This is a genomic window from Frigoribacterium sp. PhB118 (assembly GCF_003751725.1).
Taxonomy (GTDB): Bacteria; Actinomycetota; Actinomycetes; order Actinomycetales; family Microbacteriaceae; genus Frigoribacterium.
The window spans coordinates 1,047,181-1,071,986 of record NZ_RKID01000001.1 but is presented as its reverse complement, the minus strand read 5'-3'; the positions used below and the strand labels follow the sequence as shown (position 1 = coordinate 1,071,986).

At 72.5% G+C, this 24,806-nt stretch carries 20 protein-coding genes, 1 tRNA gene and 1 pseudogene; 13 read left to right on the top strand and 9 right to left on the bottom strand.

What is annotated here, in order from left to right:
- Positions 1-30: 30 nt before the first annotated feature.
- From EDF21_RS04905 to EDF21_RS04850, 12 genes are all read left to right on the top strand, one after another.
- The gene (locus EDF21_RS04905) at positions 31-360 is read left to right on the top strand and encodes a TadE family type IV pilus minor pilin (protein ID WP_148053633.1); all 330 of its coding nucleotides are present in this window, start codon (positions 31-33) and stop codon (positions 358-360) included.
- A complete protein-coding gene (locus tag EDF21_RS04900) occupies positions 357-737 on the top strand; it encodes an Rv3654c family TadE-like protein (protein ID WP_123570478.1) in 381 nt (126 codons plus the stop codon). Before EDF21_RS04905 ends, EDF21_RS04900 begins: the two co-directional genes overlap by 4 nt.
- Before the next feature lie 159 nt (positions 738-896).
- Positions 897-3,818, top strand: a complete 2,922-nt coding sequence (topA, locus tag EDF21_RS04895) for a type I DNA topoisomerase (protein ID WP_123570477.1) — start codon at positions 897-899, stop codon at positions 3,816-3,818.
- Positions 3,819-3,858: 40 nt separating this feature from the next.
- Positions 3,859-5,007: a DNA polymerase III subunit delta' gene (locus tag EDF21_RS04890; protein WP_123570476.1), complete on the top strand. Its 1,149-nt coding sequence runs from the start codon at positions 3,859-3,861 to the stop codon at positions 5,005-5,007.
- 143 nt (positions 5,008-5,150) lie between these two features.
- The gene (locus tag EDF21_RS04885; protein ID WP_055971509.1) at positions 5,151-5,813 is read left to right on the top strand and encodes a TetR/AcrR family transcriptional regulator; all 663 of its coding nucleotides are present in this window, start codon (positions 5,151-5,153) and stop codon (positions 5,811-5,813) included.
- Positions 5,814-5,870: 57 nt separating this feature from the next.
- A tRNA-Thr gene (locus EDF21_RS04880) sits at positions 5,871-5,946 on the top strand.
- Between the two features lie 196 nt (positions 5,947-6,142).
- A complete protein-coding gene (locus EDF21_RS04875) occupies positions 6,143-6,871 on the top strand; it encodes a hypothetical protein (RefSeq protein WP_148053632.1) in 729 nt (242 codons plus the stop codon).
- Positions 6,872-6,939: 68 nt separating this feature from the next.
- On the top strand, positions 6,940-7,923 hold the full coding sequence (locus EDF21_RS04870) for a Gfo/Idh/MocA family protein (protein WP_123570474.1): 984 nt from the start codon (positions 6,940-6,942) through the stop codon (positions 7,921-7,923).
- Between the two features lie 31 nt (positions 7,924-7,954).
- Complete coding sequence (dacB, locus tag EDF21_RS04865) at positions 7,955-9,484, top strand: D-alanyl-D-alanine carboxypeptidase/D-alanyl-D-alanine-endopeptidase (RefSeq protein WP_082460420.1); 1,530 nt, start codon at positions 7,955-7,957, stop codon at positions 9,482-9,484.
- Between the two features lie 38 nt (positions 9,485-9,522).
- Positions 9,523-10,131, top strand: coding sequence for an isochorismatase family protein (locus tag EDF21_RS04860; protein ID WP_123570473.1), 609 nt, complete (start codon positions 9,523-9,525; stop codon positions 10,129-10,131).
- Positions 10,128-11,621 (top strand): NAD-dependent succinate-semialdehyde dehydrogenase, encoded by a 1,494-nt coding sequence (locus tag EDF21_RS04855; RefSeq protein ID WP_369794387.1) that lies wholly within the window; start codon positions 10,128-10,130, stop codon positions 11,619-11,621. The genes EDF21_RS04860 and EDF21_RS04855 overlap by 4 nt, the downstream gene beginning before the upstream one ends.
- The gene (locus EDF21_RS04850; RefSeq protein ID WP_123570472.1) at positions 11,618-12,670 is read left to right on the top strand and encodes a Gfo/Idh/MocA family oxidoreductase; all 1,053 of its coding nucleotides are present in this window, start codon (positions 11,618-11,620) and stop codon (positions 12,668-12,670) included. The genes EDF21_RS04855 and EDF21_RS04850 overlap by 4 nt, the downstream gene beginning before the upstream one ends.
- 69 nt (positions 12,671-12,739) lie before the next feature.
- On the opposite strand, the gene EDF21_RS04845 is transcribed toward EDF21_RS04850, so the two are convergent.
- The 9 genes and pseudogenes from EDF21_RS04845 to EDF21_RS04805 form a co-directional block, all read right to left on the bottom strand.
- Complete coding sequence (locus EDF21_RS04845; RefSeq protein WP_123570471.1) at positions 12,740-13,774, bottom strand: enoyl-CoA hydratase/isomerase family protein; 1,035 nt, start codon at positions 13,772-13,774, stop codon at positions 12,740-12,742.
- A 54-nt stretch (positions 13,775-13,828) separates the two neighbouring features.
- Positions 13,829-15,778: an ABC transporter ATP-binding protein gene (locus EDF21_RS04840; protein WP_123570470.1), complete on the bottom strand. Its 1,950-nt coding sequence runs from the start codon at positions 15,776-15,778 to the stop codon at positions 13,829-13,831.
- A gap of 173 nt (positions 15,779-15,951) precedes the next feature.
- Positions 15,952-17,298 carry an MFS transporter gene (locus EDF21_RS04835; protein WP_056046434.1) on the bottom strand — a complete coding sequence of 449 codons (1,347 nt, stop codon included), beginning with the start codon at positions 17,296-17,298 and terminating at the stop codon, positions 15,952-15,954.
- A 236-nt stretch (positions 17,299-17,534) separates the two neighbouring features.
- Positions 17,535-18,155 (bottom strand): annotated as a pseudogene (gene ribA, locus EDF21_RS04830) (GTP cyclohydrolase II); the annotation flags it as partial.
- Between the two features lie 17 nt (positions 18,156-18,172).
- Positions 18,173-19,174 carry a bifunctional diaminohydroxyphosphoribosylaminopyrimidine deaminase/5-amino-6-(5-phosphoribosylamino)uracil reductase RibD gene (gene ribD / locus EDF21_RS04825; RefSeq protein ID WP_123570826.1) on the bottom strand — a complete coding sequence of 334 codons (1,002 nt, stop codon included), beginning with the start codon at positions 19,172-19,174 and terminating at the stop codon, positions 18,173-18,175.
- A 38-nt stretch (positions 19,175-19,212) separates the two neighbouring features.
- Positions 19,213-19,917: a GNAT family N-acetyltransferase gene (locus tag EDF21_RS16660; RefSeq protein ID WP_158612857.1), complete on the bottom strand. Its 705-nt coding sequence runs from the start codon at positions 19,915-19,917 to the stop codon at positions 19,213-19,215.
- 2 nt (positions 19,918-19,919) lie between these two features.
- Positions 19,920-20,924, bottom strand: coding sequence for a tryptophan--tRNA ligase (gene trpS / locus EDF21_RS04815; protein WP_123570468.1), 1,005 nt, complete (start codon positions 20,922-20,924; stop codon positions 19,920-19,922).
- A gap of 48 nt (positions 20,925-20,972) precedes the next feature.
- Positions 20,973-21,818, bottom strand: a complete 846-nt coding sequence (locus EDF21_RS04810; protein ID WP_123570467.1) for an exodeoxyribonuclease III — start codon at positions 21,816-21,818, stop codon at positions 20,973-20,975.
- Positions 21,819-21,828: 10 nt separating this feature from the next.
- Positions 21,829-22,989 (bottom strand): YihY/virulence factor BrkB family protein, encoded by a 1,161-nt coding sequence (locus EDF21_RS04805; RefSeq protein WP_123570466.1) that lies wholly within the window; start codon positions 22,987-22,989, stop codon positions 21,829-21,831.
- 164 nt (positions 22,990-23,153) lie between these two features.
- Between EDF21_RS04805 and ptsP the strand changes: the two genes are divergently transcribed.
- Positions 23,154-24,803: a phosphoenolpyruvate--protein phosphotransferase gene (ptsP, locus tag EDF21_RS04800; protein WP_082460298.1), complete on the top strand. Its 1,650-nt coding sequence runs from the start codon at positions 23,154-23,156 to the stop codon at positions 24,801-24,803.
- Positions 24,804-24,806 lie beyond the last annotated feature (3 nt).

Below are 24,806 nucleotides of genomic sequence, written 5' to 3'. Positions count from 1 at the left end.
CGTGCGTGCCTCGTCCGTCTCCTCCGTCGAGTGGACGACGAGAGGGGAAGCGCGACGGTCGAGTTCGCGATGACGATGCCCGCCCTGATCATGGTCGTCTCGTTCGTCGCGGCGAGCCTGGGTGTGACCTCGCAGTCGGTCCGCCTCGCGGACGCCGCCGCCGTGGTCGCCCGCCAGACCGCCCGGGGCGACCGTGGTTCGGTCGGCCCGACCCTCGCCCGGCTGGCGCCGGGCGCGGCGGTGTCCGAGTCCGTCACCGCCGACCTCGTCTGCGTCGACCTCCGCCGGCAGGTACGGCTCGGTCTCGTCGGCGAGGTCGCGTTGGCCTCCCGCAGCTGCGCACCGCGGGCCGGGGGATGACCGTCCGCCAGCTCCTCGGGAGCGACCGCGGCAGCTCGAGCGTGCTGGCGGCCGGCGGGCTCGTGACGATCACCGTCCTCGCCGTCGCTCTCGTCGGATCGCACTCGGCCCTCGCGGTCCGGTCGCGCACGGCCGGGGCGGCCGACGCGTCGGCGCTCGCCGCAGCCGACGCCCTGTCGGGGGCCGTCGTCGGTGCCGCCTGCGACCGCGCCGCCGCGACCGCCGAGGCGAACGGCGTCTCTCTCTCGGCCTGCGTCGTCGCGGGTGCGGAGGTCACGGTGGAGGTCTCGACGACCTTCGGTCCCCTCGACGTCGGGGCCCGGGCGACCGCCGGTCCGCCGCCCGCGACGGCCCCGTCCCGGGGCGGCGGCCCGTGAAGGGGGCCCGGGCGTCGGGTGTGTATGGTGTGGCTGTCGGCTGCACGGCTCCCGACGTTCCTCGGGGTCGGTGGGAGCGATCGAGCACCCCGTCCTCGCCCTGCAGCCCCTCGCCCGGTCCGTCGGACCGGGTCGCCGCACCACCACCCAAGGAGTCCCGTGCCAGGCACGAAGAAACTGGTCATCGTCGAGTCGCCCGCCAAGGCCAAGACGATCGGGCAGTACCTCGGCGACGGATACGAGGTGCTGGCCTCCGTCGGTCACATCCGCGACCTCGTCGAGCCCAAGAACCTCCCGGCCGAGCTGAAGAAGGGGTCGATGGGCAAGTTCTCCGTCGACGTCGAGAACGGCTTCGAGCCCTACTACGTCGTCTCCGACGCCAAGAAGAAGACGGTCTCCGACCTCAAGCGCGCGCTGAAGAACGCCGACGAGCTCTACCTCGCGACAGACGAGGACCGCGAGGGCGAGGCCATCGCGTGGCACCTCCTGCAAGAGCTCAAGCCCAAGGTGCCGGTCAAGCGCATGGTGTTCCACGAGATCACCAAGGACGCCATCCAGAAGGCACAGGAGAACACCCGCGACCTCGACACCGCCCTGGTCGATGCGCAAGAGACCCGTCGCATCCTCGACCGCCTCTACGGCTACGAGGTCTCGCCCGTGCTGTGGCGCAAGGTCGGCCCCGGCCTCTCGGCCGGACGCGTGCAGTCGGCGGCGACCCGTCTCGTCGTGGACCGCGAGCGTGAGCGCCTCGCCTTCGTCTCCGCCTCCTATTGGGACCTCACCGCGACCTTCGAGCCCGTCGCGGCCGAGGGGGAGGCGAAGGTCGCCTTCGGGTCACGCCTCGTCCGCGTCAACGGAGGACGCGTGGCCGCGGGGCGCGACTTCGACGACCGGGGCCGGCTGAAGAACGAGGCCGTCGCGCTCGACGAGGCGTCATCGCGGGCGCTCGCCGAGGCGCTGGGTTCCTCGGACGTCGAGATCGTCGTCGGCTCGGTGGACTCGAAGCCCTACACCCGTCGTCCGGCAGCTCCCTTCACGACGTCGACCCTCCAACAGGAGGCAGCGCGCAAGCTGCGCTTCTCGGCCCGACAGACCATGAGCGTCGCGCAGTCGCTCTACGAGAACGGCCACATCACCTACATGCGAACCGACTCGCCGGCGCTGTCGCAGCAGGCGATCGGTGCGGCGCGCAGCCAGGCGGCCAAGCTCTACGGGTCCGACACCGTCCCCGACAAGCCTCGGCTGTACACGGGCAAGAGCAAGAACGCCCAGGAGGCGCACGAGGCGATCCGTCCGTCGGGTGACACCTTCAAGACGCCGTCCGAGATGCAGAACGTCCTGCGGGGCAACGACTGGAAGCTCTACGACCTCATCTGGAAGCGCACGGTCGCCTCGCAGATGGCGGACGCCAAGGGCTCGACCGCCTCGGTCGTCGTCTCGGCGACGACCTCGGGACCGGTCGAGGGCATCGCGCCCCGCGCCGCCGCCGGGACGCTCGCCGAGTTCGCCGCGTCCGGCACGGTGATCACGTTCCGCGGGTTCCTCAACGCCTACGAAGAGGGTCGTGACGAGGACCGCCACGGCGCCGCCGAGCCGGCCGAGGCCAAGCTGCCCCCGCTGACCGCCGGTCAGGCCCTCGGCCTCGACGAGGTCGAGGCGAAGGGCCACGACACGTCGGCACCGCCGCGCTACACCGAGGCGAGCCTCGTCAAGACCCTGGAAGAGCTCGGCATCGGACGCCCCTCGACCTACGCCGCCATCATGTCGACCATCGTCGACCGTGGCTACGTCACCCCTCGCGGAACGGCCCTCGTCCCGAACTGGATCGCCTTCTCGGTGGTCCGTCTGCTCGAGGACTACTTCGCCGACCTGGTCGAGTACGACTTCACGGCCAGCATGGAGGACGACCTCGACCTCATCGCCGGTGGTGATGCCGACCGCGTGGACTGGTTGAACGGCTTCTACTTCGGCAACGAGTCGCACCGTGGTCTCCGCAAGGTCATCGACAACCTGGGCGAGATCGACGCGCGCGACATCAACTCCATCGTGCTCGCCGACGGCGTGACCCTGCGCATCGGTCGCTACGGCCCCTACCTCGAGGCGCCGGGCGACGACCCCGAGACGCCCCGTCGGGTCAACGTGCCCGAGGACCTCGCCCCCGACGAGTTGACGGCCGAGAAGGCCCGCGAGCTCATCGACGCCCCCGTCGTCGGCGACCGCGTGCTGGGTCTGAACCCCGAGACGGGCAAGGAGGTCATCGCGAAGGACGGCCGCTTCGGCCCGTACGTGACCGAGCGGACCCCCGAGTCGGCCACCGACGAGATCACGGCCGACCCGGCGACGGGCGAGGTGACCGAGTCGTCGTCCGCCGCCGCGACCACGACCGGGGCGAAGAAGGCTCCGGCGAAGAAGGCCCCCGCCAAGAAGGCCGCCGCTCCGAAAGAACGCACGGCGTCGCTCTTCAAGAGCATGGGCGTCGACACGGTCGACCTCGACACGGCGCTGCGGCTGCTCGACCTGCCCCGGACCGTCGGCACCGACCCCGAGAGCGGCGACGAGATCCAGGCGCAGAACGGGCGCTACGGCCCCTACCTCAAGAAGGGCACCGACACCCGGTCGTTGACGAGCGAGGACCAGATCTTCGAGATCGACCTGCCCGGGGCGCTCGAGCTCTACGCCCAGCCGAAGTACGGTGCCCGGAAGGCCAGCAGCTCCTTGAAGGAGCTCGAGGCCGATCCGGTGAGCGGCAAGCCCATCAAGGTGAAGGACGGCCGGTTCGGCCCGTACGTCACCGACGGCGAGACGAACGCGACCATCCCGCGGGGCGAGACGGTGGAAGAGGTCGACTTCGACCGCGCCGTCCAGCTGCTCGCCGACAAGCGGGCCAAGGGTCCCGCCAAACCCAAGGCGGCCGCCAAGAAGGCTCCGGCCAAGAAGGCACCCGCCAAGAAGGCCACCACGGCCAAGGCACCGGCCAAGAAGGCCACCACCGCGAAGACGGCCACCGCGAAGACGACCACCGCGGCGAAGAAGGCGCCGGCCGCGAAGGCGCCGGCCCCGAAGGCCCCGGCGGCCGAGTGACCGGCGGGGTAGGCCCTCGAGTCGAGGGCGCACGCTGACCATGCCCCTCTGGGAACACCTCACGGGTCAGCCCGACGCCATCGAGGCGTTGACCGCGGCGGCCTCCACCCAGCCCGGCAACGCCTCGATGACCCATTCGTGGCTCATCACCGGCCCGCCCGGTTCGGGTCGCTCCAACCTCGCCTACGCCTTCGCGGCCGCGTTGCTCTCACGAGAGCCGGCCGACGAAGCGGCGACCCTCCGGCAGGTCGCCGCCAGGTCGCACCCCGACCTCGCGGTCCTCAGCACGGAACGCATCATCATCACGATCGACGAGGTCCGGTCCCTGGTCGCGGCGAGCCAGTTCTCGCCGTCGGTGGGTCGCTACCGGGTGGTCGTCATCGAGGACGCCGACCGCATGACCGAGCGCACCTCGAACCTCCTGCTCAAGGCGCTCGAAGAGCCGCCACCCCGGACGGTCTGGCTGCTGTGCGCCCCGAGTGAGGCCGACCTCATCCCGACGATCCGATCCCGCGTCCGCAGCGTGCGCCTCCGCATGCCCGCCGTGGCCGACGTCGCCGCTCTCCTCGAGGACCGCGACGGGGTGGAGCCCGAGATCGCCCTCGTGGCGGCCCGGGAGGCCCAGAGCCACATCGGCATGGCGCGGCGCCTGGCGCTCGACGCCTCGGCGAGGTCGCGACGTCGCCAGACCCTCGAGACCGCCCTGGGCATCCGCAGCGTCTCGGACGCCGTCATCGCGGCGGCGACCCTGCTCGCGGTGGCCGGCGACGACGCCAAGGCGATCACGGAAGAGCGTGACGCCGAGGAACGGGCGAGCGCCCTGCGCTCCCTGGGCGTCGAGCCGGGTGGCACGGTGCCTCCGGCGTTGCGGAGCCAACTGCGCGCCCTCGAGGACGACCAGAAACGCCGAGCGACCCGGAGCCTCCGCGACGGGATCGATCGCATCATGGTCGACCTCCTCTCGCTGTACCGAGACGTCCTGCTGCTGCAGCTGGGCGTCGACGAGCAGCCCATCAACGAGGCCATCCGGGCACAGCTCGACGCCGCGGCGACCGCTTCCACGCCGGCCGCGACCCTGGCCGTCCTCGACGCGATCGCCCTGGCCCGCCGCCGCATCGAGGCCAACGTGTCGCCGGCCATGGCGCTCGAAGCCATGCTGGTGGTCGTCAGCCGTCACGCCACCCGCTGACCCGCGCCGGCGACACCGGCGCCGGCGACACCGGCGCCGGCGGCACCGGCCCGGCGGCACCGGCGCGGCCGCAGCGACGCGAGCGCCGGATCGGCCAGGGGGCGTCCACCCCTTTCCCCGGCGGCATGAGCGATGATGGCCTGATGAGCGACCCGAACGCCGCCCCCGGTCTGCGCGAGCGCAAACGTCTGGCCACCCGACGAGCGATCCAGGTCGCCGTCCTCGACCTCATCGTCGAACACGGGCTCGACGCGGTGACGGTCGACATGGTCAGCCGCCGGGCCGACGTCTCGCCGCGAACCTTCTTCAACTACTTCCCCTCCAAGGAAGAAGCCGTCGTCGGCGACCCGCCCGCGCTGCCGGACGGTCGAGACCTCGAGCGGTTCGTGGCCCAACGCGACGAGCCCGTGCTGTCGAGCCTCATCCAGCTCTTGACGCACGCCGTCGAGTCGGCCACGGTCGATCGCGAGCTCGTCGTCCTGCGCCGACGGGTGCTGCGGGCCCACCCCGACCTGCTGGCCCGTCGCATCGCGTCGACGCGCGTCTTCGAGGAGCGACTGACGACCGTCGTCGCGCAACGAATGGCGGCCGACGAGGGGGTGGCGGACGACGCCGTCGACGCCTCGTTGCTCAGCCGCGCGCACCTGGTGTCGCTCGTCAGCATCGCCACCCTCCGCCATGCCTGGGCCGAGTGGATCGACGACGACGACGTGGACCACCTCAGCGACATGCGGTACAGCCTGCGCGCCCGCATGGAGGCCAGCTTCGTCGAGCTCGGTCGCCTCGTGACGCGTGAGGTCCGCTGATCCTGTACAGTATCTAATCGTGCCGCGAGGCACGGGCAACCGGCCGAGGCCGGCCCCGCCGCTTTAGCTCAGTCGGTAGAGCGTCTCACTCGTAATGAGAAGGTCATCAGTTCGATTCTGATAAGCGGCTCCACCACAGCCCCGGGTCACCACGACCCGGGGCTGTTCTCGTCCGAGGGCGTGCCTCTCGAGGCCCCGGTCCCGGTCCCTCCGCCCCCAATAGTGGTGAGGGCGTCGTCGACTTGTACCCCGAACGGCCCCCGGGCGTCGTTCCGTCGCCCTACGGTCGATCTGCGACGACCACCTGATGCCGGAAGGAGGTGGCCCGCATGCCTCTCCGAGTGATCTGCACCGCGCTGCTCGCCGCCGTCCTGGCGGGCATCCTCCTCGTCGTCTGGGCCGGAGGCGACTCCTCGGCCCTCGCGACGGCCGGCGTGGCCGACGGACCGACGACGGTGGTCCTCGCGAGCGGCGACCCCGCATCCGAGGCGGGCCCCACGACCGAGGACGCAGGAGGCGCGGGGTGCGTCGACGACGCCACCGGCGCCTCCGTCCCCTCGCCCGCGCAGCCCGGCGCCGATGCCGGGAGCGGCGCGACGGGTGCCCCCGACGCGGCGAGCGGCGCCACGGGCACGACCGCCGCCGACCTCGACGCGTTCCGGACGGCGTACGACGAGCGGCGACAGGCGGCGTGCCTCGGGCTGCTGCCGGCCGCGAACGTGCGGTACGACGCGTGCCTCGAGCAGTACCTCTTCTGGGTCGCCGGCGACCCGAGCCCCGATCCGTTGAGCGCTTGGGGGCACAAGGGCGAGGTGGTCCGCAGCGACGGGGTGCCCCCGGTCGGCTGCAACGGCAACCTCGCGGGCGGCACGTCGACCACGGGCGACGTCGCCGCCGCCAAGTGGTGGGCCTCGGCCCCGCACCGCGACGCCGTCTACCGACCGGACTTCCGCGGAGACCTCGCGCACGCCTGTGTCGGGTTCGCCGCCGTGCACGGGGGAGCACCGGACGACAGCCCGGACTTCGTCCGTTCGGCCAGTCGTTGGTACGCCTGCTGAACGAACCGCGGGACGGCGCCTCGACCCTCGCGGGCCTCCCCGTCGGCGGTGACTGGTAGACAGTCCGCATGACACTTCGATGGGGAATCCTCGGCGCCGGCGGCATCGCCGCCACCTTCACGTCCGACCTGCAGGGGGCGGGGTCGACCGTCTCCGCCGTCGGATCGCGAGACCTGGCCAAGGCACGCGAGTTCGCCGACCGTGCCGGGGTCCCGGGGGCTCACGGCAGCTACGACGACCTGGTCGCCGACCCCGAGGTCGACGTGGTCTACGTCGCCACCCCGCACCCGTTCCACGCCGAGAACGCCCTGCTGGCCATCGCTGCCGGCAAGCACGTCCTCGTCGAGAAGGCCTTCACCGTGAACGCCATCGAGGCCGAGCGGGTCCACGCGGCCGCTTGCGAGGCCGGCGTGGTCGTCCTCGAGGCGATGTGGACGCGGTACACGCCGCAGAGCGCGCGACTGCGCGAGGTCGTGCGCTCCGGGGTCATCGGCGAGGTGCGCCTCCTGACGGCCGTGCACGTCCAGTCGCTGCCCACCGATCCCCACCACCGCATCAACGACCCGGCCCTCGGCGGCGGGGCCCTGCTCGACCTCGGGGTGTACCCGGTGTCGTTCGCGGACGACCTGCTCGGGGCGCCCTCGACGGTCTCGGCCGCCGCCACGCTGAGCGACCAGGGCGTGGACGCCCGCGTCGCGATCCAGCTCGGTCACGAGTCGGGTGCGACGGCACAGCTGTACGCCGCCCTCGACACCTCGGGGCGCAACACGGCGACGCTGCTCGGCACCGCCGGCCGCATCGACGTCGACGACACGTTCTACGCGCCCGGGGGCTTCACGGTGCGTGATCAGGACGACGCCGTGGTCGAACGCTACGAGGCCGACGAGAACGGGCTGAGGGGCATGCACCACCAGGCGCTCGAACTCGAACGGGTCGTGGCGGCGGGCGAGCGAGAGAGTCCGCTGCTGACAGCCGCCGACGTCGTGGGCGTCATGCGCACCATGGACGAGGTCCGCCGACAGATCGGCGTGCGGTACCCCTCCGAGGGATGACGTGGGCGCGAGGCTCCGTATGATGTCCTCGATGAGCGATCAGGGTGAGCCACGTCACGACCGTCCCGAGTCGACCACGGGGGGCGACGGCGTCGGCTCCGGCGACGCGGCCCGGTCCACGGGGGCGGGCGCCTCGGTGCGGCGTTGGGTCTCCTCGCGTCCGCGGGGGGTCGTCGTGACGGCGGGCGTCCTCGCCTTCGCGCTGCTCGGCGGCGGCGCCGTGGCCGCCGGGGCCGCCACCGCGCCCGACGCCGGGACGGCACGGGCCGCCGCGTCGAGCCCCGAGCCGGCGGTCACGGTCACCCCGACCCCGACCCCCTCGGTCGACCCTGCCCGTTCGGTTCCCGCCGAGATCCCGGGTGCCACGCGCCTCCGGACCTGCTCGGTCACCGGGGCCGCGTCCGACGCCCGTCTCGCCCAGTTCGAGGGCAGCGTGGTCAACGCCGCCACGGGCGAGGTCCTCTTCGACCGCAACGGTTCGACCCCGGCTCGCACGGGCAGCGTGTTGAAGACCCTGACGAGCGCGGTCGCCCTGTCGGTCCTCGGGCCCGACGCGCGTCTCACGACCCGGGTGACCGGCGACGCCGGGACGGGTGCCGTGTCCCTGGTCGGCGGCGGTGACGCCACGCTCAGCGCCACCGGCTCGAGCGTGTACGCCGGGGCCCCCACGGTGGCCGACCTCGCGACCCAGGTGAAGGCGTCGCTCGGCGAGCAGCCCCTCACGCAGATCACGCTCGACGCCACCTTCTGGAACCCCTCCGACAAGTGGGACCCGTCCTGGAAGCGCACCGAGCAGACCATCGGGTACCACTCCGAGGTCACCGCGCTCATGGTCGACGGCGACCGGGCGAACCCTGCGGCCCAGACGAGTCCGCGCAGCACCGACCCCGTCGCCCGTGCCGGCGACGCCTTCCGCTCCGCGCTCGTCGCCGCGGGCGTCGTCGGCGCCGACTCCGCCACCATGACCCAGGGCGCCGCCACGAGCGGCACCGTGATCGCCCAGGTGTCGTCCCAGCCGGTCGGCCGCCTGATCTCGCAGCTGCTGCCGACCTCTGACAACACCCTCGCCGAGATGCTCGCTCGCGTCTCGTCGAAGGCGTCCGGTGCCGACGGGTCGGCCGCGTCGCTCACCGCCCTCTACAAGTCCGTGCTCTCGTCGACCTATGGTCTCGACACGTCCTCGCTCACGATCATCGACGGGTCCGGCCTGAGCGAGAACGACGCCGTGCCCTCGACCTTCGTCGCGCGCCTGATGATCCAGGTCCTGAACCGCGAGCACGGCCTCGGCGTCGTCTACGACGCGCTGCCGGTGTCGGGCAAGACGGGCACGCTCGCCTCCCGGTTCACGGGCGCGAACGCCGTGGCCCGGGGTGCCGTGCACGCCAAGACCGGCTGGATCGACACGGCCTACACCCTGGCCGGCACGGTGGACGCGGCGGACGGCACGAAGCTCACCTTCGCCTTCTACGCGATCGGCTCCGTGCAGGACGACGCGCGGGCCGCCCTCGACACCCTGACGACGGCCGTCTACAACTGCGGCGACAACCTGGCCAACGGCTGAGGCGTGCCGCTGTCGGTGCGGCGCGCGAGAATGGTGGCATGACCAGAGCACTCTTCGTCATCGACGTCCAGAACGACTTCACCGAAGGAGGGGCACTCGGGGTCACCGGCGGCGCCCACGTCGCGCAGGCGGTCACCGACCACCTCCGCGCCCATCGCGACCGGTACGACCTCGTCGTCGCCAGCCGCGACTGGCACGCGGCCGACGGCGACAACGGCGGCCACTTCAGCCTCGAGCCCGACTTCGTCGACTCGTGGCCGGTCCACTGCGTGCAGGGTTCGACCGGTGCCGACTACCACCCCGACCTCGACACCGCCCTCGTCGACGTCCACGTGCTCAAGGGCGACGGTCGGCCGGCCTATTCGTTGTTCGACGGGCTCGTCGACGACGGGCGACCGTTCGGTGACGTCCTCGCCGCGACGGGCGTCGACGAGGTCGACGTCGTCGGTCTGGCGACCGACCACTGCGTCCGGGCCTCGGCCCTCGACGCCGTCACCGCCGGGCTCGGGGTCACGGTGCTGACCGACCTCGTGGCGGGTGTGGCCCCGGCTCCGAGCGAGGCCGCCCTGGCCGAGCTGCGCGCGGCCGGCGTGCGCACGGTCCCGTCGTCCGACGTCGTCGACGGCTCGACCGGGGTCCCGGCGTGAGCCGCCCGGTCGTGACGGCCGCCGAGCGTCGTCGCGTGGTCGAGGCCGTGCCCACCGGCCTCTTCGTGGGGGGCTCGTGGGGCCCGTCGTCCTCCGGCGAGACGATCGACGTCGTCGACCCGGCCACGGGCGAGGTCCTGGTCGCGGTGGCCGACGCCACTCCCGCCGACGGCCTGCGGGCCCTCGACGCCGCGGTCGCCGCGCAAGAGGACTGGGCGGCCACGTCCCCCCGCCACCGCAGCGAGGTGTTGCGTAGCGCCTTCGACCTGCTGATGCAGCGGCGCGACGACTTCGCCCTCCTGATGACGCTCGAGATGGGCAAGCCGCTGGACGAGTCGCTCGGCGAGGTCACCTACGGCGGCGAGTTCCTCCGCTGGTTCTCCGAAGAGGCCGTGCGCGTCTCGGGTCGCTACGGCACCAACCCCGAGGGCACCGGCCGGACGACGGTGCTGCACCGCCCGGTGGGCCCCTGCCTGCTGATCACCCCCTGGAACTTCCCCCTCGCCATGGCGACCCGCAAGATCGCGCCCGCCCTCGCCGCCGGCTGCACGGTGGTCGTCAAGCCCGCCGAGCTGACCCCGCTCACCACGCTCGCCTTCGCCGCCCTGCTCGCCGAGGCGGGTGTTCCCGACGGTGTGGTGAACGTCGTGACGACCCTGTCGGCGAACGACGTGTGCGAGCCCCTGATCCGTGACCCGCGCCTCCGGAAGCTCAGCTTCACGGGGTCGACACCGGTCGGTTCGACGCTGCTGACGCAGGCCTCCCAGCAGGTGTTGCGCACCTCGATGGAACTCGGGGGCAACGCGCCCTTCGTCGTCTTCGACGACGCCGACCTCGACGCCGCGGTCGAGGGCGCGATGCAGGCGAAGTTCCGCAACGTGGGCCAGGCCTGCACTGCCGCCAACCGGTTCATCGTGCACGAGTCGGTCGCCGACGAGTTCACCGCCCGGGTGGTCGAGCGCGTGCGAGGACTCCGGGTGGGCGCGGGGACCGACGACGGGGTCTCCGTGGGCCCGTTGATCGACGACCGGGCCGTCGACAAGGCCGACCGCCTGGTCCGCGACGCCGTCGCCCACGGCGCGGTGGTCGAGACCGGCGGCCACCCCGTCGACGGTCCGGGCACGTTCTTCGAGCCGACCGTCGTGTCGGGCGTCGCCCCCGGCAGCGAGATCCTGACGACCGAGATCTTCGGCCCCGTCCTGGCCGTCTCGACGTTCCGAGACGAGGCCGAGGGGGTCCGCCTCGCGAACGACACCGAGTTCGGGCTCGTCGCCTACGCCTTCACGCGGGACCTCGCCAGAGGGCAGCGGCTGGCCGAGCGGCTGCAGACCGGCATGCTCGGGCTGAACGTCGGCGTGGTGTCGAACGCCTCGGCCCCGTTCGGCGGCGTCAAGTCGTCGGGCCTCGGCCGCGAGGGCGGTGCCGAGGGCATCCACGAGTACCTCGAGACGGTCTACGTGCTCACCCCCGACCCGTTCGCCGCCGCATGAGCGCCGTCGAGCCGCTGCGCGTCGGCATCGTGGGCTACGGGCTCGCAGGACGGGTGTTCCACGGCGCGCTCCTGGCGGCGGACCCGGCCTGGCAGGTCGATGCCGTCGTCACGCGCGACGCCGACCGTGCGGGGCAGGCCGCCGCGGCGCATCCGGGTGCCGAGGTCGTCGCCGACGTCGACGAGCTCTGGCGTCGTCGACTCGACCTGGTCGTCGTGGCCACCCCGAACGACACCCACGTCGAGACCGCGGTGCGTGCCCTGCGAGCCGGGGCCGCCGTGGTGGTCGACAAGCCGCTGGCGACCTCGGCCGACGACGCCCGCGAGCTCGTCGGGCTCGCCGAGTCGCTGGGGCGGCCGCTGACGGTCTACCAGAACCGGCGGTGGGACGGCGACTTCCTGACGGCGACGCGTCTCGCGGGGTCGGGTGAGCTGGGCGACGTGCACACGGTCGAGTCGCGTTTCGAGCCGTGGAAGCTCGAGAACCGCGTCGGCTGGAAACGTCGGGCCACACCCGCCGACGGTGGCGGCATCCTGTTCGACCTGGGCCCGCACCTCGTCGACCAGGTCATGCGCCTCCTGGGGCCGGTCCGGTCCGTCCATGCCGAGATCGCGACTCGCCGCCCCACCGGCTCGGCCGACGACGACGTGCATCTGTCGCTCGAGCACGACGGGGGTCGACGGGCGCGGCTCACGATGAGCCACGTCGCAGCCCTCCCCGGGCCGAGGTTCCGGGTGCTGGGGTCGGCCGGCGCGTACGAGGTGCACGGCCTCGACCCGCAAGAGGCCCAGCTGTCGTCCGGACTGCCGCCTGTCGATCCCACCTACGGGGTCGACGCGGGCGATCGCCGTGGTGTCGTCGTCACGGGCGGCACGCGTCGCGACGAGTCGACCGATCCGGGGCGCTATCCCGAGTTCTACTCCCGAATGGCCCGGGCGCTCCGAGGCGACGGCGACCTCCCGGTCGACCCCTGGGACGCGGTCCGGGCACTCGAGGTCATCGAGGCCGCCCGCCGTTCCGCGGGGGAGGGACGCGTGGTCCGCCTCTGAGCCGGTGGCTCGCGGCGAACGGCGAGCAGCCCGTCGGCGGCGAGCGGGGCGGCAGTCGACTCGACCCGGTCAGAGCCGCGTGGACCAGTCGACCGTCGCGAGCGTCGCCTCGACGTCGACCTCGGCGAGGGTCGACGGTGACCACCGGGGCCGGCGGTCCTTGTCGATCACGCGAGCCCGGATGCCCTCGACGAGATCCGGCGACGCGGCGAGCGAGGTGACGATGCCGAGTTCCTGCCCCAGCACGGCCTCGAGGTCGGGCAGTCGGGCCGCCCGCCTCTGGGCTTCGAGGGTCAGGACCACCGACGTGGGCGACGCCGCCACGAGGTCGTCGACCACGGCTCCGGCGTCGGCGAGACCTTCCTCGGCGAGCTCGTGCAGGCGGGACACGATCGTCCCGGCGTCGTCGCCGCGATAGGCGCGATCGATCCACCCGGCGGCATCCGCGAGCTCGGACGGCCCCGCCGTCGTGCCCAGCGCCCGCACGGCGTCGGGGCCGCCCTCGGCCAGTGCCGGCAGGACTCGAGTCAGCTCGGAGGACGGGACGAACAGGTCGGCGAAGCCCGTGTGCAGGGCATCGGCAGCCGTCATCGCGCGGCCCGTCAGGGCGAGGTGGGTACCGAGCTCGCCCGGGGCTCGCGACAGCAAGAAGCTACCGCCCGCGTCGGGTGTCAGCCCGATGCGGGTCTCCGGCATGCCCACCGAGCTGCGTTCGGTGACGATGCGGAGCGTGACGTGACCGCCGAGCCCGATGCCGGCACCCATCGCGATGCCGTCGAGCAGCGACACGATCGGCTTCGACCAGCGCGACAGACGCAGCGTGCCACGGTACTCGCGCCGCCACATCTCGACGCTGCGCCGAGGGTCCGTCGTGGCGGCGGCGTGGATCCACGCGATGTCGCCCCCGGCACAGAACCCCCGTGGCCCGGCGCCCCGCACCAGCACCGCCGAGACCCGCGAATCGTCCTCCCAGGCGTCGAGCGCCTGCTCGACGAGCCCGAGCATCTCGAGCGTCACCGCGTTGATCTTCTCCGGGCGGTTGAGGGTGACGACACCGACCCCGCGCTCGACGTGGGTCAGGACCGCGGGGGCGACATCGCTCATCGGGCCATCGTCGCACGGCGTCGTGGCCGTGCTCGTCGTGCGCGGAGCCCGGCCTCAGACGAGGAGTTGGTGCTTCGCCAGGTCCTTGTACAGCGGCGTCGTCCCCACCAGTTCGGAGTGGGTGCCCACACCGACCACCCGCCCGGCCTCGACGACGACGATCTGGTCGGAGTCGACCACGGTCGACAGCCGGTGGGCGATGACGATGAGCGTACGGTTCTCGGCCACCGCGTCGATCGCTTCGCGGAGGCGCTGCTCGTTGAGGCCGTCGAGGCTCGAGGTCGACTCGTCGAGCAGGAGGATCGGCGGCGCGTTGAGCAGCGTGCGGGCGATGGCCAGGCGCTGGCGCTCGCCTCCGGAGAGCATCACCCCGTCCTCGCCGACCTGGGCGTCGAGGCCCTGGTCGCCGCGTTCGAGGACGGCGGTGAGGTTCACGGCCTCGAGGACCCGACGGCAGTCGTCGTCCGTCGCCTCGGGCGAACCCAGGGTGAGGTTGTCGCGGATGGTGCCGGCGAGGACCGGGGCGTCCTGTTCGACGTAGCCGATGCGGGACCGCAGGTCGCGCCGATCCAGGGTGCGCACGTCGGCGCCCCCCACGCGCACGGCACCCGAGGTCGGGTCGTAGAAACGCTCGATGAGCGACAGGATCGTGCTCTTCCCTGCTCCCGAGGGGCCGACGAGTGCCGTGCGCTTGCCGACGGGCACCGAGAAGCTCACGCCTCGCAACACCGTGAGGTCGTCGTCGGCGGGGCCTTCGCCCGAGACGTGGACCGGGTCGCCGGAGACCTGCGGGCCCCCCGTGGCCGGCCCGGCGGGGACCGGCGAGTCGGGGTAGCGGAAGTGCACGTCGTCGAACCGGACGGCGATGCCGTCGTCCGCCTCCAGACCACCGGCACCCGCCTCACGGGTCGCGACCTCGGCCGCGAGGCGCTCGTCGCCGTCGGTCTCGCTCGGCAGGTCGAGGATCTCCTGGATCCGTCCGAGCGCCCCCAGGGCCTGGTTGACGCTGAGCACGGCGCCGAGAGCCTGGCCGAGCGGCATGATCATGAGGAAGAGGAAGAGCACGAACGAGATGAGCGAGGCGATCTCGATGGCACCGCTGGCCACCCGGTACCCTCCGACGCCGAGCACGACGAGGAAGGAGGCCTGGAGGGCGACGGACGAGATCGGCACGACCAGGGCCGAGATGCGCGCGACCTGCAGCCCCCGTCGGTAGGCACCCTCGGCGTCTCGCTCGACGGCGACGATCTCGCGTTCGGTGGCGCCCGAGGCGCGGATCGTGCGGACCGAGCTGATGGCGCGTTCGACGGCGGCCGTCAGGTCACCCACCTTCTCCTGCGCCTGGCGGCTCGCCACGCGGATGCGTCCGGACAACAGCACGACGACGACGACCGAGACGGCGACGACGAGCACGGTCAGTCCGAGCAGGACGGGGTCGATCAGGAACATGCCGACCAGGGCGCCGACGAAGGTGAGGCTGCCACCGATCGCCTCGACGAGCCCCTGGGTGAGCACGGCCCGCAGCAGGGTGGTGTCCGAGCCGACCCGCGACACGAGGTCGCCCGTCCGGCGCGTGTCGAACTGGCTGACGGGCAACCGGAGCATGCGTCCGACGAGGCGACGGCGGCTCGACAGGACGACGCCCTCGCCGGTGCGCTGCAGCAGGTAGTGCTGGAACCCGCTGATCAGCCCGGCCACGACGACCAGCGCGACCAGGGCCCAGACGAGGGGACCGAGCGTCACGCCCTCCTGCACGGCCGAGATGACCTGCTGGACGAGCAACGGCTGACCGAGCGACGCCGCGGCACCCAGGACGCTGAGCACGATGATGACGGCCATGACCTTCTTGTGCTCGAACAGGTAGGGCAACAGCTGACGGAACGTGGCACGCGGACCCTCGGGCTGCGGACGGCGACCCCACCGCGACCGGGGCGCGGCCGGTGGGTCGACCCGCGCCTCCTTCCCGTCGGACGTCGTCGTGCGCGCGCGCGTGTCGGAGCTCATGATGCCTCTCGTGCCAGGTGACCGGCGTCGCGGGTGCGGCGGTCGGTGTCGCGGGCGGTGCCTCCGCCGACTACGACCGTACTTCGTCCCGGTGACATCCACCTGCGTCACGAGACCGGCCCGCGCCTCCGGTCAGGAGGCGCGGGCCGGGCGGCAGGGCACGTCGCGTCCGGTCAGCCGGCCGTGTCGTAGTCGACGTCGCGGGTCTCACGGCTGAGCACGAGCGCGATCAGGGTCAACACCGCCATCGAGGACAGGTAGAGACCCACGAGCCAGGTGCTGCCGCCCGCGGCCGTCCAGAGCGCCACGGCGATGAACGGGGCCACGGCGGCACCGAGGATGCTCGCGACGTTGTAGCTGATCGCCGAGCCGGTGTAGCGCACGCTCGTGGGGAACAGCTCGGGCAGCACGGCCCCCATCGGTCCGAAGGTCAGCCCCATGAGGACGAAGCCGATGATGAGCAACGCCTGAGCGCCGAGGGCACCCGCGGCGAACAGCGGGGCGAACGTGAAGCCGAAGACGAGGATGCCGGCCGTCACGCAGATGAGCATCGCGCGGCGTCCGTACTTCTCGGCCAGGGGCCCCGACACGAGCGTGAAGACGCCGAAGAACACCACGCCGAGGATCAGCATCCAGAGGAACTGCGTCCGGGGGATGCCCAGGCCGGCCGGGTCGCCCGCGGCGTCAGCCGTCCCGAAGGTCAGCGTGAACGTCGTCATCAGGTAGAAGAGCGTGTAGGTCGCCAGCATGATGAACGTGCCGAGCAGCAGGGGGCGCCAGCTCGACCGGAACACGCGGGCGAGCGGGAGGGTCGCGACGTTGCCCGAGTCGACGACCTTCTGGAACGCCGGCGTCTCGATCAGCTTGAACCGGACGTAGAGGCCGATGATCACCAGCACCGCGCTCGCCAGGAACGGCAGGCGCCATCCCCAGGCCATGAACTGCTCCTCGGTGAGGGTCGTGTTCAGCAGCACGAAGAGCAGGTTGGCGATGATGAAGCCGATGGGCGCACCCAGCTGGGGGAACGTGCCGTAGATCGCGCGGCGGTTCGCCGGGGCGTTCTCCGTCGCGAGCAATGCGGCACCGCTCCACTCGCCACCGAGGCCCAGGCCCTGGCAGAAGCGCAGCACGACGAGGCAGGCCGGGCCGGCGACGGCCCAACCGGGCGTGGTGCCCGCCGGGATGCACCCGATCAGCACCGTGGCGATGCCCATCGTCAGCAGCGACGCCACGAGGGTGCCCTTGCGGCCGATGCGGTCGCCGAAGTGGCCGAAGACGATCGACCCGACGGGCCGGGCGATGAACGCGACGCCGAAGACCGCGAACGAGGCGAGGCGGGCCACGGCGGGGTCGTCGTTGGCGAAGAAGATGGTCGGGAAGACGAGCACCGCGGCGGTCGCGTAGACGTAGAAGTCGTAGAACTCGATCGAGGTGCCGATGAGGCTCGCGACGATGACGCGCGAACGCTTGTTGGTGGCGGGGACGGACGACGTCGACGGGTCGACGGTGGGGGCAGACACGGGGGCACTCCGAGGCAGGGGTCGAGGTCCCGGCGGACGTCGACGACCGGGCGCATGGTGCGGCGCAACGGGTCGGACGGAGGCGCGGTGCAGGGATCTGCGGATCGCTCGGCCGGGTGAGACGGTGGCCGCTCGTGACAGCCGTCGTCCATCGTACTCCGGCGTGTACCCCGGTGGGGACGCACGTCGGGGCGGCGGGAGCGGGAGCCGCCGCGGGAGCGGGGGCCGCCGCGGACTCAGTCGTCGGAGCCGAGGTGGCCGGGCAGCTCGTGGCCCATGCGGTCGCGCTTCGTGTCGAGGTAGCCCTCGTTGAAGGCACCGACGCCGACGACGAGGGGCACCAGTTCGGTGACCTCGATGCCGTGCTCGCCGAGCTGACGCCGCTTCTCGGGGTTGTTGCTCAGCAGCCTGACGCGGCCGAGCCCCAGGTCGCGCAGCACGTCGGCCGCCGCCCCGTAGTCCCGGGCGTCCGCCGGCAGCCCCAGGGCGAGGTTGGCGTCCAGGGTGTCGAGTCCGTCCTCTTGCAGGCGGTAGGCCCGGAGCTTGTCGACGAGGCCGATGCCCCGACCCTCGTGACCACGCAGGTAGACGACGGCCCCGCCGTGGTCCCGGATGGTGTCGAGCGCGGCGTCGAGCTGTGGCCCGCACTCGCACTTGAGGGAGCCGAACGCCTCGCCCGTGAGGCACTCCGAGTGGACGCGCACGAGGGCACCGTCCGCCGGGGGGAGGCCGGTCGGGTCGCTCGCGATGATCGCCACGTGGTCGGCCCCGGTGAGGGTGTCGCGGTAGGCCCTCATGCGGAACGTGCCGTGACGGGTGGGGACCGTGGTCTCGACCTCGAACGACACCTGGGACGATGCGGCGGGGGTGGTGGTCATGCGGGGCTCCTGGGGGTGTCGCGGGCGACGACCACCAGGTCGTCGCCGAGGGGGTGCGCGTCGGTGACGCGCAGTCGTCGTTGCCCGTCGATGTGGTCCACGCCGAGGTCGTCGAGGGCCGTCCGGGGGCCGCCGAGCAGCGTGGGCGCGAGGTACACGACGTAGTCGTCGACGAGCCCGAGCCGGACGAACGCGCTGGCCACGGTCGGTCCGCCCTCGACGAACACGCTGCGGACCCCGCGGGTGCCGAGGTCGTCGAGCACGGCCTCGAGGTCGTGCGTCCCCGTCTCGACGATGTCGCGGGGGTGCCGACGCAGGGCGGCGTCGGCCGGCACGGTGCGCGTGCCGACGACGACGGGCAGGGGCTGGTCGGGGAGCAGTTCTCCGCCGTCGCCGCGGGCGGTCAGGCTGGGGTCGTCCGCCAACACGGTGCCCGTGCCCACCAGGATCGCGTCGTGGGCCGCTCGCTGCTCGTGCACGTGCTGCCGTGACGCCGTCCCGGTGATCCAGCGGCTGCTGCCGTCGGACGCCGCCGTGCGACCGTCCAGGCTGGACGCCCACTTGAGCGTCACGAACGGCCGGCCCGTCCGGGCCGTCACCAACCAGCGGCGAGCCATCTCGGTGGCCTCGTCGGTGAGCACGCCGTCGACCACCTCGACGCCGGCGCGGCGCAGCCGCTCGGCCCCGCCCCCGGAGGACGCGCCGGGGTCGGCGACGGCGTGGACGACGCGGGAGACGCCCGCCTCGATCAAGGCGACGCTGCACGGACCGGTGCGGCCCACGTGGTCGCAGGGTTCGAGCGTGACGACGGCGGTCAGGCCCCGCGCCTCGCCGGGGGAGAGGTGCGAGAGGGCGTCGACCTCGGCGTGTGGCGTGCCGGCACCGCGGTGCCATCCCTCGGCCGCGGTGCTGCCGTCGGGACGCAGGAGGACGCAACCGACCTGGGGGTTCACGCCGCGGGCCGGCCCACGTCGCGCGAGCGTGACGGCTCGGCGCATGGCGCGTTCGAGGACGTCGTGGTCGATCGGATCGATGCTCACTGTGCCTCCGGGACGGAACGGTCGCGCGCCGGGGCGTGCGCGGTGGGGGTCGGGCGGGCGACGCCGTCGACGGCATCGGTGAGGGAGTCAACGCCGTCGGCGACGGGGTATTCCGCGGAGCCGCCGGGACGGACCCCGGGGCGCCCCAGGTCGGGCCAACCGGCTCGCGCCGACCGCACGTCGCCCGGTCGCAGGCGGGCCTTCCAGCAGAGGGGGTGGCCTCCGTCACGGTCCGGGTGGAGCCCCGGACCGACGCCCTGGTAGGTGAACCCCGTCCGGCGGGCGACGGCCGCGGAGGCGTCGTTGCCCACGTAGCCCTCCCAGAAGAGTTCTCGGAGCCCTCCGGCGCCGAACGCCCAGTCGGCCACCAGGCCGAGCGCCTCGGTCATCATCCCCTGACCCCGCGAGGCGGGGGCCGTCCAGAAGCCGACGTCGGACGACCGGAGCCGAACGCTGACCACGCCCTCGAGCAGACCCGAACCCGGGCGGCGCAGCCCCCAGGTGAACTCGCGTCCCGTCGCCCACCCGTCGTCCACGATGCGCCGCAGGAAGAACTCGGCGTCGGGCCGTCCGTACGGCACGGGCACCGTGGTGAAACGCTGCAGCGTCTCGTCGCGGCAGGCGTCGACGATGGCCGGCACGTCGGCCGCGCTCGGCACCCGCAACTCGAGGGTCGGCGACGCGAGCACGAACGGCAGCACGATCAGGCCTTGCGGACGAAGCCGATGCGGTCGTACACGGTGTCGATCGTGACCTGGGCGATCTCGTTCGCCCGATCGGCGTTGACGGCGAGGATGCGGTCGAGCTCGGCCGGGTCGTCGAGGAGTTCGAGGGCTCGGGCCCGGACGGGCGCGAAGGTCTCGACGACGACCTCGGCCACGTCCTTCTTGAGGTCGCCGTAGCCGCGACCCGCGTAGCGCTCCTCGAGGTCGGCCACGCTGGAACCCGAGAACGACGACAGGATGGTGAGCAGGTTGGAGACCCCCGCTTTGGCGCCGCGGTCGAAGCGGATCTCGCGCTCGGCGTCGGTGACCGCCGACTTGATCTTCTTGGCGGTGCGGCTCGGTTCGTCGAGCATCCACACGACTCCGGCGTCGGTGGCCGCCGACTTGCTCATCTTCGACTCGGGTGACTGCAGGTCGTAGATGCGCGCGGACTCCTTCTGGATCGTCGCCTCGGGCACGACGAAGGTCTCGCCGAAACGGGAGTTGAACCGGGTGGCGAGGTCGCGGGTGAGCTCGACGTGCTGACGCTGGTCGTCTCCGACGGGAACCGTCTCGGCCTGGTAGAGCAGGATGTCGGCGGCCATCAGGGTCGGGTAGGCGAACAGGCCGAGCGAGGCCGCGTCGGACCCCTGCTTGGCCGCCTTGTCCTTGAACTGCGTCATGCGGCTGGCCTCACCGAAACCGGTCAGGGTGTTGAGCACCCAGGCCAACTGCGTGTGTGCCGGCACGTGCGACTGGATGAACAGGGTCGACTCCGCCGGGTCGATGCCCGCGGCGATGTACTGGGCGGCGGTGCCGCGGATCTGCGCGCGCAACGCGGCGGGGTCTTGGGGGACGGTGATGGCGTGCAGGTCGACCACGCAGAACAGGGCGTCGTGCGTCGCCTGCAACGACTTCCACTGCTGGAGGGCGCCGATGTAGTTGCCGACGTGGAGCGAATCGGCGGACGGCTGCATGCCGGAGAAGAGACGGGGCTTGGTCATGAGGTCCTCGGTCGGGGTGGTGCGAGAAGAGACGGGGTGGGACGCGGGTCAGAGCCGGTAGTCGACGACGACCGGGGCGTGGTCCGACCAGCGCTGGTCGTAGGCGGCCGCCCGGTCGACCACGTAGTGCTCGACGGTATCGGCCAGCGCCGGGGTGGCCAGCTGGTAGTCGATGCGCCAACCGGCGTCGTTGTCGAAGGCCTGTCCGCGCCAGGACCACCACGAATAGGGCCCCTCGACCTCGCCGGCGAAGCGTCGACCCACGTCGACCCACCCGAGGCCTTCTCCGCCGGTGCCGTCGACGGTCACGACCTGCTCGCCCGCGGGCCCCAGGAACCGGTCGAAGTACGAGCGTTCGCGGGGGAGGAAACCGGCGCGCTTGACGTTGCCCTTCCAGTTCTTGATGTCGAGTTCGCGGTGGCCCACGTTGAGGTCGCCCGTCACCACCGAGAGCTCGTTGTTGGCGGCGAGCTCGGGGAGCCGCGCCGACATGGCGTCGAGGAACTTCCACTTCTCGTCCTGCTTGGGGGTGTCGACCTCGCCCGAGTGGACGTACGTGCTGACGACGGTCACGACGGTGCCGTCGATCTCGTAGTCGGCCTCGAGCCACCGCCCGGCACTGTCGAAGTCGTCGGGGCCGAGCTCGACGCGGTGCACGTGGGCCTTGCCCCGGCTGGCGATGGCCACACCGGCCCGCCCCTTGGCGGTGGCCGGGTCGTGCACGACGTTCCACTCGGGGCCGAGCAGGCCCTCGAGGTCGTCGGTCGAGGCGCGCACCTCTTGGAGCGTGAGGACGTCCACGTCGCGAGCCGAGAGCCAGTCGCCCATGCCCTTGCGGAAGGCGGCACGGACGCCGTTGACGTTGACGGTGGCGAGACGGAGGCGCGTGGACATGGGCTCCAGACTAGCGGCGGGCACCGTCACCGGGGTCGTCGGGAGACCCCGTGCCCGGGGCGTCGGACGGGTCACCCCGGCGGACGGCCCGCAGCGACCGCGAGAGCAGCCCGCGGGCGCCGTCCACCAGGCGACCGCCCCGCGACCGGGCCCGCGCCTCCTGGGCTCGCCGTTCCTCCTCGAGGCGGCGGAGGCGGGCCGCCTCCTGATGCGGGTCGGCGAGCACGCCGAGGTCGTCCATGCCGACGGCGATCCAGCCGGCGCTGAGCAGCAGCACCTGGCACAGCAGGTTGATCACGATCAACAGCCCGACGACGGCCGCGAACGAGGCGACCAGGGGGTTCGACCCCGTGGCGCGGAGCACGACGCCGCCGACCACGGTCAGCGAGACGAACCCGGCCGCTCCGAGCATCGCCCCCGCGAGCAGTCGACGGAAGGGGATGTGCAGCCCGGCCAGCACGCGGAACAGGACGGCCAGCACCGCGGTCTCGAAGACGAACACGAGCACGATGCCGACCACGCGCAGGGTCGCCTCGCCCGCGATCGACCGGGTCGAGACGCCCACCCCGGACAACAGGCCCGAGACCGCCGTGGTGCTGAGCAGCGACAGCGTCGCCGACACGACGACCGCGGCCCCGAAGGCGAGGGCCAGGCCGAGGTCGCGCACGATCAGTCGGCCGAGCGGGGTGACCGGTTGCGGTGCCCGGAACACGATGCGCACGCAGTCGCGCATGCTGCCGAGCAGCGTGACGGACGACACCAGGAGACCGAGCAGGGCGACCGCGCCGGTCCAACCGAAGACCGACGCGTCGAGCAGCAACTCGGGGTCGACGACGCCCGTGCCGTCGACGTCCTGGATGAGCCCGGGGACGGCCGAGCGGATGAACACGATCAACTCGTCACGGAGCACCTGGTCGCCCGAGACGACGAACCCCGCGACCGAGAAGCCCACCCACAGGGCCGCGAACAGGGCGAAGAGCGCCTGGTAGGTCAACCCGGCGGCGAGCAGCGGCCCCTTCGCCGTGACGTGCCGCGCCAGCACCCGCGTCGGCCGCGACCCCACGACGCGTGAGCCGGCCCGCCGGGCGCGTCCGGACGGGCGTCCCGCCGCGGAGGCGCGGGTCGCCTCGGCCGGGTCGGGCGTCGGTTCTCGGGTCCACGGCGCGCGCATGCGTCCAGGGTAGGGGTGGCCGGGCGACGCGGCCCGGCCACCTCGGTCGAGCCCGGGATCGGCTCTGACCGGACGTCCGGACGTTCCGTCTACGATGGACCGACCGTGGGCGTGCCCGGCGTCCTGCCGCACGTCCCCACCATCGAGACTCGAAGAGGTTCACCGTGGCACTACAGGGCGTTGGCGTCGGACGTGGAGTGGCCGTCGGCCCCGTCAAGAAGATGCCCGATCCGCTGCCCGAGCCGGGCACCGATCCCCGCACCGCCGACGCGGCTCTCGAGTACGACGCCGTGCTCACCGCCCTCTCCGCGGTCGCCGCCGACCTCACGGCCCGCGGCGAGAAGGCCGGCGGCGAGGCGAAGGACGTCCTCGACGCCCAGTCGCTCATGGCCCAGGACCCCACCCTCACCGACGACGTGAAGGCCCGCATCGACGACGGTCGCACCGGTGAACGCGCCGTGCACGAGGCGTTCGCCGCCTTCCAGGACCTCCTGATCGGCATGGGGGGCTACATGGCCGAACGCGCGACGGACCTCGGCGACGTGGCGCAGCGCGTCATCGCCTCGCTGCGCGGCGTCCCGGCTCCCGGGGTGCCCGAGAGCGACACCCCGTTCGTGCTGGTCGCGCCCGACCTCGCCCCTGCCGACACCGCCCTGCTCGACCTCGACAAGGTGCTCGCCCTGGTCACGCGTGATGGCGGACCCACGTCGCACACGGCCATCCTCGCCCGGTCCAAGTCGATCCCCGCGATCGTCGGGGTGACCGGTGCCCTCGACCTCGCCGACGGCACGATCGTCGTCGCCGACGCCGCGACCGGCGTCGTCACGGTCGACCCGTCCGCCGACGAGGTCGCCGACGCCGAGAAGCGCATCGCCGACCGCGCCGCCGCCGCTGCCGCGCCGCTAACCGAGGGCGCGCTGGCCGACGGCCACACCGTCCCGCTGCTCGCGAACCTCGGCGCGCCGGCCGAGGCAGCCGGGGCCATCGAACTGGGTGCCGAAGGCGTCGGACTGTTCCGCACCGAGTTCCTCTTCCTCGGCAATTCCACCGCGCCCACCGTCGAGAGCCAGACGGCGAGCTACACCGCCCTGCTCGAGGCCTTCCCGGGCAAGAAGGTCGTCGTGCGCGCCCTCGACGCGGGCGCCGACAAGCCGCTCAGCTTCCTGAACGACGCCCACGAGGAGAATCCCGCGCTCGGCCTGCGCGGCCTCCGCGCCCTGCGCGTCAAAGAAGACATCCTGCGCGACCAGCTCACCGCCTTGGCGCAGGCACAGGCGGCGACCACCGCCGACCTGTGGGTCATGGCGCCCATGGTCAGCGACGCCGAAGAGACCGAGTACTTCGTCGCCCTCGGCCGAGAACTCGGCCTGAAGACGGTCGGCGTGATGGCCGAGGTCCCCTCGCTCGCGGTGCTCGCGGACCAGATCTTCGCCAGCGCCGACTTCGTCAGCGTCGGGACGAACGACCTCACCCAGTACACGATGGCGGCCGACCGCATGCTCGGCTCCGTGGCCGCCTATCAAGACCCCTGGCACCCCGCCGTGCTGCGTCTGGTCAAGTCGCTCGGCGACGCCGGTGCCGCAGCCGGCAAGCCGGTCGGCATCTGCGGCGAGGCCGCGGCCGACCCCCTGCTGGCCGTCGTGCTCGTCGGTCTGGGGGCGACCACGCTCTCGATGACGCCGGCCGCGTTGGCCGACGTGCGCCTCGAGCTCTCCCGGTACACCCTCGACCAGGCTCGCGAACTCGCGGCCGCCGCCGTCGCGGCGACCACCGCCGCGGGCGCGCGTCAGGCAGCAGAAGCCGTCACCGTCTGACGG

Bases quoted from the DNA above. Each gene is read 5' to 3' on its own strand.
- EDF21_RS04845 (WP_123570471.1), bottom strand. From the start codon at position 13,774: ATGAGCGATGTCGCCCCCGCGGTCCTGACCCACGTCGAGCGCGGGGTC.
- EDF21_RS04810 (WP_123570467.1), bottom strand. From the start codon at position 21,818: ATGTCCACGCGCCTCCGTCTCGCCACCGTCAACGTCAACGGCGTCCGT.
- ribD (WP_123570826.1), bottom strand. From the start codon at position 19,174: ATGCGCCGAGCCGTCACGCTCGCGCGACGTGGGCCGGCCCGCGGCGTG.
- EDF21_RS04850 (WP_123570472.1), top strand. From the start codon at position 11,618: ATGAGCGCCGTCGAGCCGCTGCGCGTCGGCATCGTGGGCTACGGGCTC.
- EDF21_RS04805 (WP_123570466.1), bottom strand. From the start codon at position 22,989: ATGCGCGCGCCGTGGACCCGAGAACCGACGCCCGACCCGGCCGAGGCG.
- dacB (WP_082460420.1), top strand. From the start codon at position 7,955: ATGAGCGATCAGGGTGAGCCACGTCACGACCGTCCCGAGTCGACCACG.
- EDF21_RS04875 (WP_148053632.1), top strand. From the start codon at position 6,143: ATGCCTCTCCGAGTGATCTGCACCGCGCTGCTCGCCGCCGTCCTGGCG.
- EDF21_RS04900 (WP_123570478.1), top strand. From the start codon at position 357: ATGACCGTCCGCCAGCTCCTCGGGAGCGACCGCGGCAGCTCGAGCGTG.
- EDF21_RS04840 (WP_123570470.1), bottom strand. From the start codon at position 15,778: ATGAGCTCCGACACGCGCGCGCGCACGACGACGTCCGACGGGAAGGAG.
- EDF21_RS04860 (WP_123570473.1), top strand. From the start codon at position 9,523: ATGACCAGAGCACTCTTCGTCATCGACGTCCAGAACGACTTCACCGAA.
- EDF21_RS04885 (WP_055971509.1), top strand. From the start codon at position 5,151: ATGAGCGACCCGAACGCCGCCCCCGGTCTGCGCGAGCGCAAACGTCTG.
- EDF21_RS04890 (WP_123570476.1), top strand. From the start codon at position 3,859: ATGCCCCTCTGGGAACACCTCACGGGTCAGCCCGACGCCATCGAGGCG.
- trpS (WP_123570468.1), bottom strand. From the start codon at position 20,924: ATGACCAAGCCCCGTCTCTTCTCCGGCATGCAGCCGTCCGCCGATTCG.
- EDF21_RS04870 (WP_123570474.1), top strand. From the start codon at position 6,940: ATGACACTTCGATGGGGAATCCTCGGCGCCGGCGGCATCGCCGCCACC.